This window comes from Shewanella sp. MF05956, assembly GCF_059758055.1.
Genome location: NZ_JCAYNV010000006.1, coordinates 105,965 through 125,954, shown reverse-complemented (window position 1 = coordinate 125,954; position 19,990 = coordinate 105,965). Strand labels below are relative to the sequence as shown.

At 42.5% G+C, this 19,990-nt stretch carries 16 protein-coding genes and 1 tRNA gene; 7 read left to right on the top strand and 10 right to left on the bottom strand.

Annotated features, from left to right (window positions below; genetic code table 11):
- Positions 1-196 precede the first annotated feature (196 nt).
- Positions 197-1,696 carry a DNA recombination protein RmuC gene (gene rmuC, locus AC19MX_RS08535; protein ID WP_432399804.1) on the bottom strand — a complete coding sequence of 500 codons (1,500 nt, stop codon included), beginning with the start codon at positions 1,694-1,696 and terminating at the stop codon, positions 197-199.
- A gap of 278 nt (positions 1,697-1,974) precedes the next feature.
- Between rmuC and msrP the strand changes: the two genes are divergently transcribed.
- Together msrP and msrQ are read left to right on the top strand one after the other, a co-directional pair.
- The gene (gene msrP / locus AC19MX_RS08530) at positions 1,975-3,012 is read left to right on the top strand and encodes a protein-methionine-sulfoxide reductase catalytic subunit MsrP (protein ID WP_498297639.1); all 1,038 of its coding nucleotides are present in this window, start codon (positions 1,975-1,977) and stop codon (positions 3,010-3,012) included.
- On the top strand, positions 3,012-3,617 hold the full coding sequence (gene msrQ, locus AC19MX_RS08525) for a protein-methionine-sulfoxide reductase heme-binding subunit MsrQ (RefSeq protein WP_498297637.1): 606 nt from the start codon (positions 3,012-3,014) through the stop codon (positions 3,615-3,617). Before msrP ends, msrQ begins: the two co-directional genes overlap by 1 nt.
- A 58-nt stretch (positions 3,618-3,675) precedes the next feature.
- Here the strand turns inward: msrQ and AC19MX_RS08520 are convergent, their stop codons facing one another.
- From AC19MX_RS08520 to AC19MX_RS08500, 5 genes are all read right to left on the bottom strand, one after another.
- Positions 3,676-4,005 (bottom strand): hypothetical protein, encoded by a 330-nt coding sequence (locus AC19MX_RS08520; protein ID WP_498297636.1) that lies wholly within the window; start codon positions 4,003-4,005, stop codon positions 3,676-3,678.
- Between the two features lie 246 nt (positions 4,006-4,251).
- Positions 4,252-4,428 (bottom strand): DUF6435 family protein, encoded by a 177-nt coding sequence (locus AC19MX_RS08515; protein ID WP_160053294.1) that lies wholly within the window; start codon positions 4,426-4,428, stop codon positions 4,252-4,254.
- 216 nt (positions 4,429-4,644) lie between these two features.
- Positions 4,645-5,850 (bottom strand): MFS transporter, encoded by a 1,206-nt coding sequence (locus tag AC19MX_RS08510; protein WP_498297635.1) that lies wholly within the window; start codon positions 5,848-5,850, stop codon positions 4,645-4,647.
- A gap of 116 nt (positions 5,851-5,966) precedes the next feature.
- Positions 5,967-6,962: a response regulator gene (locus AC19MX_RS08505; RefSeq protein WP_498297634.1), complete on the bottom strand. Its 996-nt coding sequence runs from the start codon at positions 6,960-6,962 to the stop codon at positions 5,967-5,969.
- A gap of 17 nt (positions 6,963-6,979) precedes the next feature.
- A complete protein-coding gene (locus AC19MX_RS08500) occupies positions 6,980-10,321 on the bottom strand; it encodes an MHYT domain-containing protein (protein WP_498297632.1) in 3,342 nt (1,113 codons plus the stop codon).
- Between AC19MX_RS08500 and AC19MX_RS08495 the strand changes: the two genes are divergently transcribed.
- Positions 10,269-10,412: a hypothetical protein gene (locus tag AC19MX_RS08495; protein ID WP_498297753.1), complete on the top strand. Its 144-nt coding sequence runs from the start codon at positions 10,269-10,271 to the stop codon at positions 10,410-10,412. The genes AC19MX_RS08500 and AC19MX_RS08495 overlap by 53 nt on opposite strands.
- Positions 10,413-10,644: 232 nt before the next feature.
- Positions 10,645-12,354 (top strand): AMP-binding protein, encoded by a 1,710-nt coding sequence (locus AC19MX_RS08490; protein WP_498297630.1) that lies wholly within the window; start codon positions 10,645-10,647, stop codon positions 12,352-12,354.
- A 166-nt stretch (positions 12,355-12,520) separates the two neighbouring features.
- On the opposite strand, the gene AC19MX_RS08485 is transcribed toward AC19MX_RS08490, so the two are convergent.
- The 3 genes from AC19MX_RS08485 to AC19MX_RS08475 form a co-directional block, all read right to left on the bottom strand.
- Positions 12,521-12,597 (bottom strand) — tRNA-Pro (locus tag AC19MX_RS08485).
- A 433-nt stretch (positions 12,598-13,030) separates the two neighbouring features.
- Positions 13,031-14,821 (bottom strand): DUF3413 domain-containing protein, encoded by a 1,791-nt coding sequence (locus AC19MX_RS08480; protein ID WP_498297628.1) that lies wholly within the window; start codon positions 14,819-14,821, stop codon positions 13,031-13,033.
- Positions 14,822-14,905: 84 nt separating this feature from the next.
- Complete coding sequence (locus tag AC19MX_RS08475; RefSeq protein WP_160056483.1) at positions 14,906-15,118, bottom strand: YejL family protein; 213 nt, start codon at positions 15,116-15,118, stop codon at positions 14,906-14,908.
- Positions 15,119-15,301: 183 nt separating this feature from the next.
- Here AC19MX_RS08475 and yejK point away from each other — a divergent pair, with 183 nt between their 5' ends.
- Complete coding sequence (gene yejK, locus AC19MX_RS08470; protein WP_160056485.1) at positions 15,302-16,330, top strand: nucleoid-associated protein YejK; 1,029 nt, start codon at positions 15,302-15,304, stop codon at positions 16,328-16,330.
- A gap of 212 nt (positions 16,331-16,542) precedes the next feature.
- Positions 16,543-17,490, top strand: coding sequence for a magnesium/cobalt transporter CorA (gene corA / locus AC19MX_RS08465; RefSeq protein ID WP_432399783.1), 948 nt, complete (start codon positions 16,543-16,545; stop codon positions 17,488-17,490).
- Positions 17,491-17,904: 414 nt separating this feature from the next.
- On the opposite strand, the gene AC19MX_RS08460 is transcribed toward corA, so the two are convergent.
- Positions 17,905-19,152, bottom strand: coding sequence for a cyclic di-GMP phosphodiesterase (locus AC19MX_RS08460; RefSeq protein ID WP_498297626.1), 1,248 nt, complete (start codon positions 19,150-19,152; stop codon positions 17,905-17,907).
- 115 nt (positions 19,153-19,267) lie between these two features.
- On the opposite strand from AC19MX_RS08460, the gene AC19MX_RS08455 reads away from it, so the two are divergent.
- Positions 19,268-19,963, top strand: a complete 696-nt coding sequence (locus tag AC19MX_RS08455; RefSeq protein ID WP_498297624.1) for a 2OG-Fe(II) oxygenase — start codon at positions 19,268-19,270, stop codon at positions 19,961-19,963.
- Positions 19,964-19,990: the final 27 nt, after the last annotated feature.

Genomic DNA, 19,990 nt, shown 5'->3' with positions numbered 1-19,990 from the left:
ATCTCCGCCTCAATACATCGTTTGCGATAATAATATATATGGTTTACTTACGTGTGAGCTTAACTATTGCGTGCATTGATTAAATAAAGATTAATCTACTCGTTAATCGCAATATTTATGCTACCGATTGTGTTTATTATCTTAGTTTTTTATTGCCTTTTTTTATTGCCTTTTTTTATTGCACTGGTCTTGTTTATTACATTGATTGCTCAGCCGCGGTTTCTACCGACTCGTCCAATGCTTTATTAAGCAGTTGTCGGTCAATTTGCTTGCTGGTATCAACGCCAAGTTGCTGCATAAAATGCGCTTGTCGGATTAAGTTACCTTTGCCGGATGACAATTTCGCCATCGCACTTTGGTAGCTTTTGTCGGCGCCTTCTAATGCGCGGCCAAGTTTTTCCATGTCTTCTAAATAGCCACAGAGCTTGTCGTAAATTCGACTGGCTTGCTTGGCAATATTTTGGGCATTTTGGTTTTGATATTCGTAGCGCCAAATATTGTTAATGGTGCGCAATGCTACCAATAAGTTAGTCGGGCTAACCAGCATAATATTATGCTCGAGGGCAAAGTTAACCAGGCTAGGGTCGTATTCAATGGCTAACAAGAAGGCGGGCTCAATAGGAATAAACATCAACACATAATCAAGGCTCTTAAGCCCATGCAGTTTGTGATAATCCTTTTGGCTCAGCCCTTTAATGTGCTGCCTAATCGACAGAGCATGTTCTTTGATGGCCTGTTCACGAATATCTTTGTCTTCACTATTAAAGTAGCGCTCGTAACTCACGAGTGACATTTTTGCATCAATCACCACATCTTTTTGTTCTGGCAGGTGGACGATAACATCGGGTTTAAATCGTTTGCCGTTATCGTCTTTTAAATCTTGTTGAATATGGTATTCGTGACTTTCACGCAGGCCGCTTTCTTGTAGTACACGCTCTAAAATGACTTCGCCCCAATTGCCTTGCTGCTTATTATCACCCTTTAAAGCTTTTGTGAGATTAATGGCATCCTGGCTCATTTTCATATTGAGCTCGCGCAGGTGGTCTAACTGGTGTTTTAACGCACTGCGTTCAGATTGCTCATGAGTGTAAGACTCTTGGATTTGTTGCCTAAAGCCTTCAAGCTGTTGCTTTAACGGCCCAAGCACGCCGTCCATTTGCGAGACATTTTGTTGTTTAAAGTTTTCGCTTCGCTCATCAAAAATGCGGTTAGCCAAGTTTTCAAATTGCAGTTTAAGGCGCTCTTCGGCTGACTCAAGTAAGGCGATTTTGTCTTCTAATGATTTTTGCTCGGCTTCAGCTTTAACCAATATGGTTTGCTGGACAGCATTTGACTTAGCAAGGTTAAGTTGAGATTCCATCAGGCGATGCTGAGTGTCTGTTAATTGCTGTTCTACGGTGTAGACGCGATCCGCTTTGGCTTCGGCGGTTGATAGTTGCGAAATCAAACTCTCAATTTTAGTTTGCAGGTGATTACTGTGATCGATTTTGTCATCGAGCGTATCTTGTAATCTGGCCAATTCAGCGTGGGCTTCGTTCACTGCCGTGAGATTTTCTTGTTCGTGTTGAAGCTTTAATTGCTCCCAACGCTGACGAGTTAACCGTTGGTTGATGAGTGCACCAATTAAAAAGGCAAGAAACGCGACCGCAATCAGCGCTGCAATTTGAGGAGGAGTTAACGACACAGCAAAAGGCATAACAAAAACCGATAGAAAATAATGGCTAAGGGTCGCACGGCTAATAACTGCCTGCAAGAGGCAAAATCAGGATTTGATGATTTTTTATTGTTAATGATTAAATTTAAATCTAATCCAACGCTCAAGCCGTATAGTCGTTGATACCAAGTTGTTTATAAATACGAATTAAGGTTATTTTGAGTTAAATTGAAATAAATACTTAAGCTTACCTGTCTAATAGTGACATAAGGCAAAAATTTATAATATTAATCCAATGACGGCATTTGAAGAGGTGATCCATGGCGCGTAAAAACCGATTTACTCCAGGCATATTACAACGAGCTCCATGGCATGTCGCAGACAATCAAGTGACGCCAGAGTCGGTGTTTAATGACCGCCGCAATATTATAAAAGCATTAGGTTTAGGGGCATTAGGCGCCAGTTTACCTGGGCAGGTGCAAGCGGGCATATTTGATTTGTTTGGCGAGCAAAAAGCGAAGAACCCTTTTACCACTCAAAGCTTAAATTATTCAACGCCGCGTCAATTTGTTCTGCCAGATGTGAAAACGCCAGAAGATAAAGTTACTCGTCATAATAATTTTTATGAATTTGGTACCGGTAAGTCTGACCCATATGATAATGCACAAGGTTTTAACGTCGACCCATGGACATTGGTGATTGATGGTCTTGTCGATAAGCCGATTACGTTAGATTTACAAGCGTTAACCAAGCGTTTCGCCCTTGAAGAGCGAACTTACCGTTTACGTTGTGTTGAAGCCTGGTCGATGGTGGTTCCGTGGGTTGGATTTTCACTGGCAACACTATTGAAAGAAGCAGGGGTTAAATCCAATGCTACTCATGTGGCGTTTGAAACCTTATTTGATCCAGAGCAAATGCCAGGGCAAAAAAGTCGTCTAATGGGCGGCGGTATTCATTACCCTTATGTTGAGGGCTTAACCATTGCTGAGGCTATGAACGAACTGCCGTTTTTAGCGGTTGGCCTTTACGGTAAAACCTTACCGCCACAAAATGGCGCACCCATTCGCTTAGTCGTGCCGTGGAAATATGGCTTTAAGAGCATTAAATCAGTTGTGCGTATTCGAGTCATGGATAAGCAACCGCCCACCAGTTGGAATCAACTGGCGTCAAACGAATATGGCTTTTATGCCAACGTCAACCCTGAAGTGGATCATCCGCGCTGGTCACAAGCAAGTGAGCGAAGCATTGGTGAAGGCGGACTCTTTTCGGCTAAGCGCATTCCTACACAAATGTTCAATGGCTATGGTGATTTTGTTGCCGATTTATATAAAAACATGGATTTAAGGAAGCTTTACTAATGCGTTTAAGCCCCCGTGGTGTGTTTTGGCTTAAGGTGATGTTGCACATCGTATTTTTATTGCCTGCATTGTATCTTGTAGCGTTAGTGCTAACAGATAATGCCGGTGGCGATCCGGTGCAATATATTATCCATTACACCGGCATGGGGGCACTAAACAGTTTACTGGCTACCTTGCTTATTTCACCTATTGCCAAACGGTTTAAAATGGCTGCATTGATGCAAACTCGGCGTTTAGTCGGCTTGTATGTATTTGCTTATGCACTGTTGCATATTAGTGCTTTTGTCAGTTTAGACTTACTGTTTGCTTGGGGATTATTATTTGAAGAAGTGATTAAACGGCCGTACATTTTAGTCGGTGCAGCCGGGTTGATTATTGTGACTTTATTGGCGTTAACATCGCCAAACAAGATTAAGCGCAAAATGGGCAAGCAATGGCAGTCATTACATAATTGGATTTATGTGGTTGCGCTGTTGGCGCCGATCCATTTTTACTGGTCGGTAAAGTCGGAGATTATTGAGCCGAGTATTTATATTGCGCTGTTTGTTGGATTGCTACTTTATCGCAGAGTCAGTATCAAAAAATGGCTGATGCCAAAGCGTTAATGAACTTGTTTTTAATGCTTTGGATTAGTGAGCGTCTCGGACTAATTAACTTATTGGATTAGTGACGTAATTTATGGTTTAGGCCGTTAGTGCAAAAAGCGGCAAATAAGGTAAATAACATCACGCCAGCCATGATTATTGCCAGTCTGAGCCAGGGTTCTGACAGGGTAATGCGCATATCAATAAAGTTAAATGTGGTCACAGCCCAAACAAAAATCACGCTCAGCACTAAGGCGAACTTAAGTAGTTGGCTAATGACATTGTGGCGAATAAACATTAACAACGGCATGATAGCAGCGATGATAGCCCATTCGGTTTGACTAAAACGAAGAAAGTGTGCGCCTAACAATAGAAAAGCTAACGTAATGATGATTACTCTCCACCACATAATGTTGCCTCCAATGACACGTCAAATTCCCATTGAATTTGAGTCATTAGCATAGGCGGTATTGCAAACACATTCCTGATGTTTGCTCACATATCACGCATGCTTATAGGGCTGGCATTATATTTTTCGTATCTACTCTTTTTTACGCATATTTTTAATATTTCATCATGAACAATCCCGGTAGTGTTGCGATAACCAAGACTGCAGTATTTCAAAATATTGTCAGTTATCCACTCAATCGTTAAGTTATTTTTTCGATTTTTCTAATGCTTCAATCTCTTGCCAAATACTTTCCGACTCAGCGGTTAATAACGAGTAAGTTTTAATGTCGCCTTTACGCTGTGCTTGCATGGCTTGCTCGAGTTTTTGGTCGTAGGTTTTACGCAGTTTTTTAGTTGGATCTGATTTTAAAAATGAAAACATCGTCTGTCTCAATCTAGTTATGTGGCTGATAACGTTCAATACGAGTCAAGCTAGGATTTGGTCTAGTGTGGATGAATAATATCTCCACATTTGACGTAACCGATTAAACCTAATGGTGAAAACCCAGAGTATATGCCGATAACCCAATGAGTGGTATTTTGTTGGCAGTATAGCCAATCACACCATCAATAAGATGGCATGATTGGTCGTTAATGTTTAGGCATTGCAGGGCTCGAGCGGAGTCTGTTTGTTGTTCATTTGCAGATAACTAACCACCCACATCATAAATCCACCCATAAACAGTGCCGCAGCGACATAGCCCGTTTCGTTTGGCATTGCGCCATTGGCAATGGCGATGCCCCCAAGCCAAGGGCCGATAGCATTGGCGGTATTGAATGCGCATTGCACTAACGCACCAATCATAGCGTGGCCATTAGGTGACACATCCATTAATAAACTTTGAATGAGCGTGGCTAACCCTACACTACAACCGATAAAGAATATCACCACATACAATAGGTTAATATTGTAGCTGGCATTCACATAAGCAAAGGCAAATACGATGCAGCATATTAACGCGAGTCCGGTGGTTTTTAATGCCGAACGATCAGCCGCTTTACCCAGCACATAATTGCCTAAAGTACAGCCAATACCAAACATCACCATGGCGATTGAAATGGTGTAAGCAGGGGTTTTAGTGACCACTAAAATAGTGTCTGCAATATACGTGTATAAACAAAATACTCCGCCAAAGCCAATGATCACGATACCGAGAATTGACCACACTAACTTATTTTTTAATACGCTAAATTCATTGAGTAAGTTTGAGGGTTGGTTATTAGCAATGCTAGGCACCACAACATACACACAGATAAAAGCAACCAATGCCAGTGCAGAAGCACCCGCAAGACAGTAGCGCCAGCTGAGGTTTTGGCCCACTAATGTCACAATCGGCACACCAACAATAGTGGCAATCGTTAAACCCATAAACACTTTTGACATATAGCTGGCACGTTTATTTTGGGGCGCGATATCTGCGGCCAATAAAATAGCGGCACCAAAATAAGCGCCGTGGGGCAGGCCGCTTAAAAATCGAAATGCGATGAGTTGTTCAAGTGACGTTGCCATAGCACTTAAGCCATTGGCAACAAACATTAAGCTTAAAAAAATCATTAATGCGTGGCGTTTTTTCATATTGGCGGTGGTCAGCATTAAAATGGGCGCACCAACCACCACACCGATGGCATAAGCACTAATCGCATAGCCACTTTGTGATGGCGTAGAGGCAAAGGTTTCGCTAATGAGCGGCAGCATGGGCATCATTGAGAACTCAGATAACCCTAAAATAAAGGTTCCCAGAGCAAGTACGATTAATATTCCACTACGATTGAGTTCCAATGCGGTATTGTTTGCCGATGTCATAAAAATCCTATAAATGAAAAACAAAAAGGCCAGCAGAGCTGGCTCAGTTATCGATTTAGCGATGATATTAAAAGAGTATAATTACAGGTGATGTAAACCCATTTGAATGCTGAAGATTAATCTTGCCAGCGCTGTTTAATGTACAAAATACTGGGTAAACATTGTTGAAATAACACCACTAAATCTGGGTCGAAATGAAGTCCGCTTTGGCTTTCAATAAAATCCATCGCTTGTTCTACTGTCCAGGCTTCTTTGTAAGGACGCTTGCTGGTAAGTGCATCAAATACGTCTGCAATAGCAACAATACGTCCTTCAATCGGAATTTCATCGCCTTTTAAGCCATTAGGGTAACCGCTGCCGTCAAACTTTTCGTGATGGGTCAGTGATACCACTTTAGCCAGTGCGATTAAATCTGAATCGGAATCACCGAGAATTTCAGCACCTATTTCTGGGTGGGTTTTCATGATGGTAAATTCTGCTTCGGTGAGTTTTCCGGGCTTAAGCATAATGCTGTCGGGAATACCGATTTTACCAATGTCATGCATAGGCGCAGCGTGGAGTAAATTGTCTGCAGCAAACTCTGAAAAACCATAGGCTAAGGCAATAATTTTAGAGAAATGACTCATGCGCATAATGTGCATGCCGGTTTCATTGTCTTTGTATTCTGATGCACGGCCTAGACGTTGAATGACTTGTAAACGGGTACGGCGCAAATCATCCGCTTGCACTAATGATAAATGGGTTTTAACGCGAGCTTTAACGACGGCCGTGGAGATAGGCTTAGTAATGTAATCAACCGCACCTACGTCAAATCCTTTGGCTTCATCAACTTCATCGTTCAATGCGGTGACAAATATAACCGGCACGGCTTTGCTCAGTGGGTCAGCTTTAAGCTGCTCACACACTTCAAATCCGGTCATCTCAGGCATCATGACATCGAGCAAAATCAAGTTGGGCAGCTCTCGTTGCACTAATCGTAGGGCTTCTTCACCACTTTTGGCAAAAATCAGCCGATATTGGTCCTCAAGTATTTTTTTCAATACTCTAAGGTTAACTGGTTCATCATCCACAATCAGGATGGTTTGTTTACTGTCTTGTCGGTTAAATATCATCTGATGGGTTCTGTTACCTATGCATTAATCAGTGACTCAAGGCTGTCGAGTTCTGTTAATGCTTGTTCAAATTCAAAGTCGTCTAATGCATGCTGTATTGAAGTACAATGCGGTCGATACAATTTAGGTGTTGAAGCAATCAATAGGTCAACATCAACATCATTGTACTCGTTTTCTTTAGCTGCAAGGCGAATACGATTAATAAGCTGTTTAAGTTGCGCAGCATCCATTGTTTGAGTCGTTGTCACAGCGGCTTCAGCTTCAGCTCGTTCATCAGTTTGTTCTGCCTCAAGGTATTGTGCTATCTGGGCAAATGCTTGCTCAAGTGATGGTAACAGCGCAACTAATTCCGTTGCGGACGATATGAGTGCCAGTCGCTCAGCATCGATGAGTAATCGGGTTAATTGCGTCAATGACAAATTACCCGCTAAGCCTTTTAAACCATGTAATTGAGCATGCACAGCTGGCCAGTCATCTGCGCTAATTAAGTTCTGTAACTGACTAATACAATCTTGTTGTTTAATCATAAAGCCATTGATTTCTTTTATCAGAGTGGCTTTATCACCCCACAATGCAATGCCTTTTTTGTCGTTTACTGCGTGTTTACTATCGATGATAGTGTGTTGCATGTCTGGGGTTTCATGATGACTTTCAAGATTCAAGACTTGGGCAATCTCATGATTTAGCAGTGCAATATCAATGGGTTTATTGGCAAATCCGTCCATGCCTGCCTCAAGTGCTGCAAGCTTATCTTCTGGCAGCACGCTGGCTGTTAACGCAATTATGGGCATATGTGGTAATTGTTGCTCACGCTCTTGCTCACGGCGCTGTCGTGATGCGGTTAATCCATCCATGATAGGCATTTGCACATCCATCAATACGATATCAATATTATCACTTTGCATCCGCAGTAAGGCTTGCTTACCATCGCGTGCAGTAATCACGGTATGGCCTTGGCGTTTCATGACTATGGTCAATAAATCAATATTTTGCTGAATATCATCAACAACTAATATCGCCAATGGTTTAAGGCTGTGGGTGAGTAATGGGACTGCTTCGCGCCGGCTTTGCTTTGGCGCGGTTAACGGCAGTGAAAAGGTAAAACAGCTGCCTTTGCCATAGGTGCTTTTTGCGGTAATTTTACCGCCCATTAATTCGACCAATTGTTTACTGATGGTCGTGCCTAACCCTGTGCCACCAAAGCGGCGATTCATACTGGCATCGGCCTGGGCAAATGCATCAAACACCAACGCGAGTTGGGCTTGTGTCATGCCGATGCCGGTGTCTTCAATGGCAAATTCAATACAACCACTGGGCTTAACTCTGACATCGATATTTACGCCACCTTCAGCGGTAAATTTGATTGCATTACCCATTAAGTTGGTGAGTACCTGGCGGATCCTATCTGGCGCCCCATGATAAGACTGCGCAACCTCTGAGGCCACGTTAACATTTAAATGCAACCCTTTAGCATTGGCTTGCAACCATAAAGTAGACACGACTGAATCGACTTCTTCAATAACCGAGAAATCTCGCATTTCTAACTCAAACTTGCCTTTGTCGAGTTTGGCGCTGTCGAGTACGTCGTTAAGTAGGTGTAGTAATGACTTGGCCGACTGGTTAATGGTTTTTAGGTGTTTATGTTGTTCTTGTGGGAGTTTATCGTCGAGTAAAATGTCGCTAAAGCCAATAATGGCGTTCATTGGCGTGCGGATCTCATGGCTCATGTTGGCTAAAAAAGCGGCGCGTGCAGATGCGGCTTGTTCTGCCTTATCTTTGGCAATCATCAACGATTGCTCCATTGCTTTGCGCTCAGTAATATCCATTATAAAACCGTCGAGCCACTTATCATTAATGTTTAAGCCATCCACATGGGTGCCGTAACCTAGCAGCCAACGGATATCGCCATCGGCATTGATAATGCGATACTCGAGTGTGAATACCTTGTCTGTAGTCACTTGGCTCGCTATTAAATCAAGATCATCGGGATGCACATGTTCATAAAAATGACGTTTGGGCTGAGCGCCGAGATAGTCGCTTGCGGGGTAGCCAGTAATGCTTTCGACCGCATCACTGATAAACACCATTGGCCAGTCTTGAATATTTAAGCAGCGGTAAGCAATACCGGGAATATTGGTAATGAGAGAACGAAATTGTGCTTCGCTTTTTATCAAGGCGCGCTGCATTTCAATACGATGACGCAAATCGCTGATGTACATTACAAACAGACTTTTGCCTTCAATGCAGGCATGGCCAATAGACACTCTAACAGGAATGGTATGCCCGTTAACGTGCATGGCTTCGACATCGCGGCCATCACTTATTTGATTACTTAATGTGTCATCGGAATAACTGCGCAGGTAGATATTAAAGTCATCGATAAAAGTGGCTGGAATAAAGCTGCGGATATTTTGATGGCAAACATCTTCTAGTCGCCAGCCGAGTAAGGTTTCAACCGATTTATTGCCGCTTTCAATCATGCCTTTATCGTTAAAGGTAATGATACCGTCAACCGCAGTTGATATGGTGGCGCGATATCGTGCTTCACTGAGTTTAGTTTGATGTAATGATGCTTGATATTTGATCAGCATGTTGACGGTTAATACAAAAAGAATAATCACTACGGTCATTGTGGCAACCGCAATGCCAAGGTAAAGCGATACCATTTTGGTTTGATCTGAAAACTCAAATCCAGCAGGCCTAACAAAACGTGCCGCTGCCATGCCGGTATAATGCATCGCTGAAATCGCAAAGCCCATCACGACCGCTGCAATCATATTCTTATGTAAGTCAGTGAGTGTTAAGCGGCCTAAGTGATTTAAGCTAAAGCGGATCCACAAAGATAAAATGGCTAATGCCACAGCAACCACAATGGATAAGCCAAAATAAAACATGTCATAACGCAATAGTGGCGCCATTTCCATGGCTGCCATGCCAACATAATGCATGGTGCCAATGCCTGCGCCGACTAAAATTCCGCCGACTACAAAATGGCTTAATTGGGGTTTTTCAATAGAAATTACATTGAGCGCCACCCACGATGCAGCAATGCTCGGCAAAAATGATAAAGCGGTTATCCCGACGTTGTAACTCACCGGCGTACACAAGCTAAATGCCAACATACCGATAAAGTGCATCGACCACACTCCGCCTCCTAAGGCGATACTGCCGCAAAAGATCAGTAAGTGCCGTTTGAATACGTTAAGCGTTACGGTCGCTTGCGATGCGACTTGCATAGCCATGTAAGAGGCAAAAACCGCTATAGCTATTGAGATGAATACAACAAGAGGTTGGAAATTACCAATAATGAGTAGGCTTTCATCAGTAACAGAAAATAATGTCGATAAAGTGTCAGGCATAATGTTGTTGATGAGAGCCGCTATTAAAGTGATTGATAAAGTGTGTATCGGCGCCAAAAGTAAAAACACCAGTCATTTGGTCGATTTTTAATTAAAATATGCGTCAAATCAATATTTATGTGAGTCATAGGTATTATACTTATCGGTTAAGCCTTATTTCTCTTTACGTTGTAGTGGCCTTACTGCGTTTGTATTGACATTGTTAACGTGTCTGTAAAGATTATTCCCCATGCATCTTTAGTCTAATGAAGGGTTATTTTGCTTGTGACTGATGTCGTTCTTTAGGTAGTTTGTCCTAAACAATGGCACGCAAGGAGGCTTAAATGACCATCAAACATCATCAAACACAATTCCCGCTCAATTCAAGTGAATATCATGGTAATCATTCCACGCCGCTTATCTCTAAAACCATTGGGCAGTATTTAACTGACATTGCGAGCAAGTATCCTGAAAATTTAGCGGTAGTTGTACACCATCAAAACATCCGTTGGACCTATCGCCAATATTGTGAACAAATTGATGCGTTAGCGACGGGATTGATTAAGTTGGGTATTCAACCCGGAGATAGAGTTGGGATATGGTCGCCTAATAATATTGAGTGGTGTTTAACGCAGTTTGCCACCGCAAAAATTGGCGCGATTATGGTGTGTATTAACCCCGCTTATCGACCCGAAGAGTTAGCATATGCATTAGGTAATGTAGGTTGTCGTGCGGTGATCTGTGCCGACAAGTTTAAGTCTAGTGATTACCTGCAGATGTTAAATGAACTCCTACCTGAACTCGCCTGTAGCAAGATAGGTGAACTCCACTCTACAGCGTTACCTGAACTCGATTATGTTATTCGAATGGGCAACGAAACGTCGCCGGGCATGCTTAATTTTAATGATTTATTGCAAAGTGTTAGCGCAGAAGATAAACACACATTGGCATGCATCGCAGAGTCGTTAACACCCAATGATGCAATTAATATTCAATTTACTTCGGGTACCACTGGCAGCCCTAAAGGTGCGACGCTATCGCATCATAATATCCTAAATAATGCTTATTTAGTTGCTGATGCGATGGGGTTGAGCCAAACAGATAAATTATGCATTCCAGTGCCTTTGTATCATTGCTTTGGCATGGTGTTAGGTAGTTTAGCGAGTGTGATTCATGCCTCGGCAGCGATATATCCCGGTGAATCATTTGACCCAATAACAACGTTGCAAGTGGTTGCCAAAGAGCGCTGCACCGCATTACATGGTGTACCAACCATGTTTATTGCCTTGTTAGAGCATCCGCAATTTAGTTCATTTGATCTCAGTTCATTGCGCACTGGCATTATGGCAGGGGCGACGTGTCCTGAAGAAGTGATGCGCCGCGTACAAGATTTGATGTACATGAAGGAAGTGTTAATTGGTTATGGGCAAACTGAATGCAGCCCACTGAATCACATTACCGAAATTGACTCACCCATAGAAAAACAGGTGCTTACCGTTGGCCGTGCATTGCCGCACACCGAGGTTAAAATTATTAATGAGTTTGGTGAGGTATTGCCGATTGGCCAACCCGGCGAGGTTTGCAGTCGCGGTTACTGTGTTATGCAAGGATATTGGAATGACCCGGTGAAAACTGCGGCCACCATTGACAGTGCCGGTTGGTTACATTCTGGCGATATTGGCCAAATGGATGAGCTGGGTTATGTGCAAATTGTGGGTCGTATTAAAGACATGATCATTCGCGGCGGTGAGAATATTTACCCAAGGGAGATTGAAGAAAAACTTTACACTCACAAAGATGTACAAGATGCCGCAGTATTTGGCGTGCAAAGTGACAAATATGGTGAGGAAGTCTGTGCCTGGATTAAAGTTCGCGCCAATGCTGCGATTACCGAAGACGATATTCGCCACTTTTTAACCGAAAAGTTTGCTTATTTTAAAGTGCCGCGCTACATCAAATTCGTCGACCAATACCCCATGACGGTGACGGGGAAAATCCAAAAGTTTAAAATGCGCGAGTTGATGTATCAAGAGTTACACGAAGCAATTAATTGATCATTGAATCATAAATAACTGATGTGATAGGAATTCGATCCCGTCAGGCGTGAAGAGGAACACATAGACTTACTCGTTAAACGTAAAAATAAAACCCCATTTTAGCGACGCTAAAATGGGATTTTTTTTATCTAATAGAGATGATATACCATCATTAGATTTAATTTGGTCGGTATGAGAGGATTCGAACCTCCGACCCCTGACACCCCATGACAGTGCGCTACCGGGCTGCGCTACATACCGAATTTGTTTGATGTATACATCAGCACTTAGTGAGTGTTAACAACTGGGGTAACTAAGTGGTTATGCACTTTATCAACAGTAATTAATGAGCGCAAGCAGTTAGTTATATGCTAATTGCCGATTGGCTATAAACTATCCAACTATCCAACTATCCAACTATCCAACTATCCGCTTATTCAACTTCCAACTATCCGGCTATTGAACTTCCAACTATCCGGCTATTGAACTTTCAACTACCAACGCTCAGACTATTGATCCATTGCCAACGATTCGGCTGCTGCGGCAGTATATGACGAGAGCGCTGTTACAAAAGTGATGTCGTGCGGGGAATGGGTCGTAACTATGTTTGAAAAATGGTTTTATCGTAACTCGGCAGCTCAATGAATCAACAGGTAACAGTGCGGCTAATCAAACACAATTAGCCGCAACAGTATTATTGATTATAGAGTCTACGGCCTTCTCGCATGACTTGAATTAACTCAGGTGCACTCATTTTTTTATCTAGGCGCTTATCGTAGTTAACATCATAAATACGGTATTTACCGAAGCGGTCAAGGACAGTGATTTCAGATTTTTGATAAATCGCAAAGCGGCGGCTGTCGCCGATGTACACCCAGGTCTCACTGTTGGGCTCTAATAGGCTGCGACCCGCACTAAAGTCGGTGCTAGGGTTGGTACAACCTAAAACATGGCTGAGTATGGTTGGAGCAATACCGTAGTGGCTGGTGCGGTAATTCACTTTATTGCCATAGGTGTCTGGCCAATGAATAATGAGTGGCACATTCACATTCCCAGGCGATAAGTCGTTGCGGGCGTCGCTGCTGTTACTGGTAAACACTTGGCCATAAGTACCGGTAATGATCACTACCGTGTCGTCGCTAACATTATTCAGTAAGTTAGACAGTTGCTGGTCTATAAAGTTAAGCGATTGACGGTATTGATTAAATAATACCTTTTGCGCTGGTTTTAACTCCATTTTCGGTTTAATGGTTTGTACCCCTAAAAAACCGATAGGCGTGTCGTAGTCTTTTGGCGCTGTGAGGTTAACTAAGGCAAACCAGGGTTGCTTTTGGCTTGCTTGCCACGCGTTGACAGCATTGATGGTATTAATGTCTGCATCAGCACTGCCGTTAGCGCCTTCGCTGGTATGTATTTGCAAGCCTTTAAACATTGCGCTGTTGGTGATGTCATTACTTACCGTTGGCGCAAAAAACGCTTGCTGATAGCCTTGCTCAGTTAAGATGTTGGTCAGTATTGGGCTAGTCACGGCAAACTCTTTACGATCGCTGTAATTACCCTGTAAGCCGTACATTAACGTAAACATGCTGGTGTCGAAATCTGTTCCACCACTGAAATGCTTTGTAAATCGTTGATTTTTATTACGGTACTGGCTTAAAAATGGCATGGTGTCGTTATCGACCATATCAGCACGCAGACTGTCGATACTAATCAATAACACGTTTTGTTGAGTGTCGGCATTGCACTGCATTGGATTAATCGGGTAGCTGAGTTTACGCGATTTTTCACTGCGTGATTGGGGCGTTTGCATGCTGCTGTCAATACCGTGGCTTTCCATAAACGAGCGTGCAGTCGCTGGGTATGAAACAGGATAGGCGTCGTCGAAGCGGGTGACTTCTGTCATGCTGGTGGCATCAGCCCAAATGTGAAACAAGTGGCTACTGACAAAACACGCACCGACAAACAGCACAACGCGGTTGCCCCATTGTTTTTTCTGTATTTTATCGATGCGCTTCCACAAAAAGTTTGCAACAGTTAACTCAATTAACACAATGACGATGGGCGTAATAATATAAGAGGTACTGTGGAGTAATGCATTGAGGTCTTGCCAGGCTAAGTCGAATGCAAATGGACTTAAATGAATACCGTAGTCATCATAAATGACGGTGTCATACAGTAGGGCGTAGAGCCCGAGTGACGCAATAAACGCGGCAAAACCACGTAAGATTTTAGAATAAGGTAGCAGTAAGGTAATTGGGAAAATAAATAATAGGTAGCCGATGAAGGCTAAAAAGGTAAAATGGCCAATGGTGCTGATGGTCAAATAGGCCCAACCGATAAAGGTTTCTGGGTAGCCCACGCTGCCAATATATCGAGCGCCAATTAACATCGCCAATATGCCATTAAAGAAGGCAAACCAGTGACCCCAATTAACTAAACGCGATACTTTGTCACGCGTCATTTGCTGCTTTTTGCGCTCGATCATCTTAACTCGTATTCCTACGTTATCATCACAGACTAATTCAGTGTAACTGATTGTTAGCCTTAGTGATAAATTTTATTTTGTCGATTACTTAACCGACTGTGTTAACGCTTTTGCAAATTGCTCTGCCACTTTTTGACGTGACTCATTGGGCACTTTTTTGTCAAGTAAATGGGTTACACAGTTACCTAATACCATTAGGCTTAAATCGGTAGGTGCTTGGTGCTTAGCCAGGGTAGCAAGCAGCTCGCTGATAAGTGCTTCAACTTGAGTGTTGGTGTATTTAGATTGAATTGCCATAGTCAGAAAACTTCGATAAAGAATGAATTAGCTGCATATAATAACGGATTTAGTCGTTAATCGCCTCAAGTTTTATTCGACCTGGTTAAGGAATATCGCAAACCCTTGTTCGATTTATACGGTGGGTCTGATATCATTCTTTTTTAAATTATCATCTGCGACAGACTAGGGTTAACAAGGCTTATGGCTATTAGTATTGAGCAAGCAATTATTCACGAAATTTCTCAAGACGGTCAGGGACAAATGCGCTGTCGTTTACGTCCGCAACCGTTGTTGAATACCAACGCTGTTGAAACCATGTTAGAAGAATTACACCAGACTTACTCAGGTAAAGCGGGTAAGGGCTTTGGTTTTTTTGGCACTCACGGTGATGATGGCGAAGCCAACGATGAATTTGCGAATGCGTTAACCGGTTACCGCAACGGCGACTTAGGCTTTGTTGAGTTTAGTGGTCAAGCAAGCCAGTTATTGCAACAAGAGTTAGCCAAGTACGATTTTAGCCAGGGCGGATTTTTGTTGATGTCTTGCTACACCAGCATGACGAGCGACTATTTGTTTGTGGCGTTATTGAGTGCAAAATCGTCGATGACAGTATTAGATGACATGGAATTGTCGCAAAACAATCATTTAGATTTAAGCAATATTCAGTTAGCGGCGCGCATCGATTTAACCGAGTGGCAAGCAGATAAAAGTTCACGTAAGTATATTTCGTTTATTCGTGGCCGTGCCGGTCGTAAAGTGGCTGATTTCTTTTTAGACTTTATGGGCTGCGTTGAAGGGGTAAACACCAAAGCGCAAAACAAGACGTTAATTCATGCGGTTGAAGATTTTGTGGCTGGCAGTGAGCTGACTAAAGATGAGCGTCAAGAGTGTCGTAATAAAGTGTTTGAGTATTGCTCAGAGCGAGCAGATGCGGGTGAAGTGATTGAAGTAAAAGACTTGGCCGATGAATTAGCTGACTCTGGTATGGATTCATTTTATGATTTTGCTTGTGGCGGCAGTTATGAGCTCGATGAAGAGTTTCCGGCTGATAAAGCCAGTTTACGCAGCTTGAAAAAGTTTTCGGGCACTGGCGGCGGCGTAACATTAAGTTTTGACGGCGGACATTTAGGTGAGCGTGTGATTTATGACCCCGTGTCTGACACCATTTTAATTAAAGGTGTACCCGCTAACTTAAAAGATCAGTTAGACCGACGTTTAAAAGGCGAATAAGCATCAATTAGGGTTATTTATCTCGCCATGTTAGCGTCCAATAAGGGCGCTTTTTTATATTGAATCATCATTTTTTAGTATCAACTGGTACGATTATTTATCGCGGATCAGTTTTTTGCTTTTCATTACGCTTTAGTTGAGTAAACTAGCGCCAATTTTTGAGCATTTTTGTTTGTTATACCTTTAATGGTTTAACAAACTTTGGGGGAGCGATGATCACTGCATACGCCTATCAAAATAGACAACTGGTTACCACAGAATTAAACGTGGGTGACAAGGTACCTGAGTCGACATTGTGGTTAGATTTATTAAAGCCCGATGATGCCGAACGTCAATGGTTGAGGTTGTTTTCTGCTGAAGAAGTGCCCGACGAAGAAGATATTAAAGAAATTGAGGCCTCGGCACGGTTTTACCAAAACCAAGACGGCCTACACATTAACTCGTTATTTCCACAACGCGTGAGTTCAGATGTACGAGCAGTAAACGTATCGTTTAACTTACGTAAAGATTTTCTTCTGACCATTCGTGAAGAAGATGTTGGTTTAATCCGTTTATTGCGTAACTATTTGCGTTTAGGTCGTTTAGACATCACTACTCCACAAGGCTTGTTATTAGAGTTATTTAATTTAAAAGTGGATTACTTGTCTGACTTAATCGAAGACGTATATAGCGTATTAGAAAATGTCGGCGAACAAGTGTTTAACGACGACGAGCTTGATGATGTATTTAAACTCATTACCTTACAAGAAGACTCTAACGGTAAAATCCGCTTAAGTTTGCTCGATACCCAGCGCTCATTACGGTATATGCAACGTTATTACCGTGACAGTTTGTCTGATGAGAACTTAAAGTCTATTCGTGAAATGTTGTCTGACATTGAATCATTAATGCCTCACAGTCAGTTTATTTTCGATAAGTTACAGTTTTTACTCGACGCGGCAATGGGCTTTAGTGGTTTACAACAAAACAAGATTATTAAGATATTTTCGGTATCGGCAGTGGTATTTTTACCGCCAACCTTGATTGCGAGCAGCTATGGAATGAACTTTCATATTATGCCAGAACTTGATTGGCGCTTTGGTTACCCAATGGCAGTCGCATTAATGCTAGCCAGTGCTGCTGGAACTTACTTTTTCTTTAAACGCAAAGGCTGGTTGTAATTTATACCATTCCGCGTTAATAAGTGATCTCTCAGCGAGAATTTAAAAGGGCTTAAACAAGGCGAATGACTGAATGAATAGTTATTCTCTTTCGAAGTCATGCAACGCAGTGTAAGCCCTTTTAAAACTCGCCTGAAAGGAATGCCCCAGCGGCTTTTGCTCTGCGTTCTCGCTATTTGAAAGGGAACAACCATTACTACATAGCGACGCCTTAATCAAAAACCGCTGGACGCATTCTGAGTGGTCACTTATTAATGCGGAATGGTATTAACCTTGTGAGAGATTTATTTTTTATCGCGATAGAGAGTCATTACAGACTTAACCTTCACATTTTATATCCGTAAATCGCGTGCAACAAAAAGCCACTTGCTAAAACAAGTGGCTTTTTGATTAATACAGCTTATTGAGGCGAGTTTAATTTGTGCCGATACCAAAACTGATTTTATCTCTTGGGTTAAGATAAGCGTGAATTATTTTAGGCAGTCCCGCTGCCGGTAAGCTGCGCACTATAGAGATATTGTGATTTTGTAAACTAATGATTGGCGCCTGGTCTTTGGGCACGAGTTGGTCATACACCACGATGTTGGGAAATAATAACTGCTGTAAATTAACCGACATCACCATGGCAAACTGGCCACTCGATAACTCAACAATGCTGCCAGGTGGATAAATGCCCAGCATTTTAATGAGCTTACTCACGTATTCAGTGTTGAGCTTTTCATTGTAGTTTTTGTACAGCATTCCCAGTGCCACACTCGGCGGTTTACCCTTAATCTGGCCAGTGCCATTACACAAGTTGTCGTATTCATTTACCACCGCAATCAGCTGCGACAGCTTATCAAGCTTATCTGCTTTAAGTCCTTGTGGAAAACCGCTACCGTCTAAAAATTCGTGATGATTTGCGATTAACGGTTTGGCTTCTTCTGGGAAGCTGTCGGCTAACTTTAAAAAGTTAATACTCATTAACGGGTGTTGTTTGATAAAGTTTTCTTCTGGCGCAGACAGTGGGACGCGTTTATTGAGAATCGTACTGGGTACTTTGAGTTTACCAATGTCGTGAAATAACGCACCAAGGCCAATAGTTTCAACTTCTTCGCGGCACCAGCCAAGTTCTTTAGCCATTAACATGCATAGCATGGCTACGTTGAGTGAGTGGTGATAAATATGCTCATCGTTTTTAGCATCGCCCATTAAATGCAACGCAAGATTGTCTGAGTTGAGCAACATATTGGTCATGTTACTAATTAAATCTTTGGCTTCGCCAACGGCATTGAGTGGGCGACTGCTCACTTTTGACACCATCGAGCGCATCATGGCGACTGAACGTTCAAACTGTTGTTCGGTTTTCTTCAGATCACGTTTGAGCTTTTTCTGTTCATCAATTTTGGCCGTTTTGTCGCTAAGCATTTGCTCTTTTAGCGTAGCAAGTTCTTCTTCTGTCGGCGGTTGTAGAGCGTCAGTGGAGGTAACTGGTTCAATGTCACTTTTTTCAGGGTCGAAAAACACATCCTTAAGTCCTAATCCTTTGATTAGCTCAATTTGGGCGCTATTTTTGATTTTAAAACTGCTAAACAAGAATGGGTGGTCTTTCCACGAAATAGGAAGACGAATAAACGTGCCCACTTCAAGTTGTTCTACAGCGACTTTTTGGTTTTTTTTCATAATGTAGTCATGGTGACGTGATAGAACAACACGCTATGTTTGCCTTTATGCTTTACAGGGCCTTTGTTGGCGTGGCAGCATAATACTATAAATGGACAAATAATAGTTACCCTCTATGGATTTTATTGAAGTATATCCCAATTCTATTAGCGATGATTTGTGTGACCGCCTAGTTGCTGCTTTTAATGCGCACCCCAATGTTGGCCCTGGTCAAACTGGCTTTGGTGTGGATAACGAAAAAAAACGTAGCCGTGATTTAATGTTAGATGCGTTTACCGATTTAGCTGACTTAAAAAATGAGCTGTTGGCTGCGACGTTTACGCAGATGACGGATTATTTTACCCAATATTCATTAGCATTGATGGGCGCGGTATCGGTGCAAGTGACCGACGAGCAAGGTCAAGCTCAGACATTAACGCCTAACAATTTTGATGCGTTAGGTAAGCCTAGAGCCAGCACCTTAACAAAGTATTTGTATCGCAGTGGAACTATCAATATTCAACATTATCAAAAAGGCGTTGGGGGTTATCCGCATTGGCATTCGGAGCAGTTTCCGCAAAATGGCCATAATGAAGCCTTGCACCGTGTGGTGTTATACATGTTTTATTTAAACGATGTTGAAGAGGGCGGAGAGACAGAATTTTATTACCAGCAGCGTAAAATCAGCCCTAAAAAAGGCACCATGGTGATAGCGCCTGCCGGTTTTACTCACAGCCATCGTGGTAATGTGCCCATTAGCAACGATAAATATATTGCAACGTCTTGGGCCATGTTTAATCGTGCAGAGCAATTATATGCACCACTGAGCTAACGTTTTTACTCAACAGTGCTAGCGCTT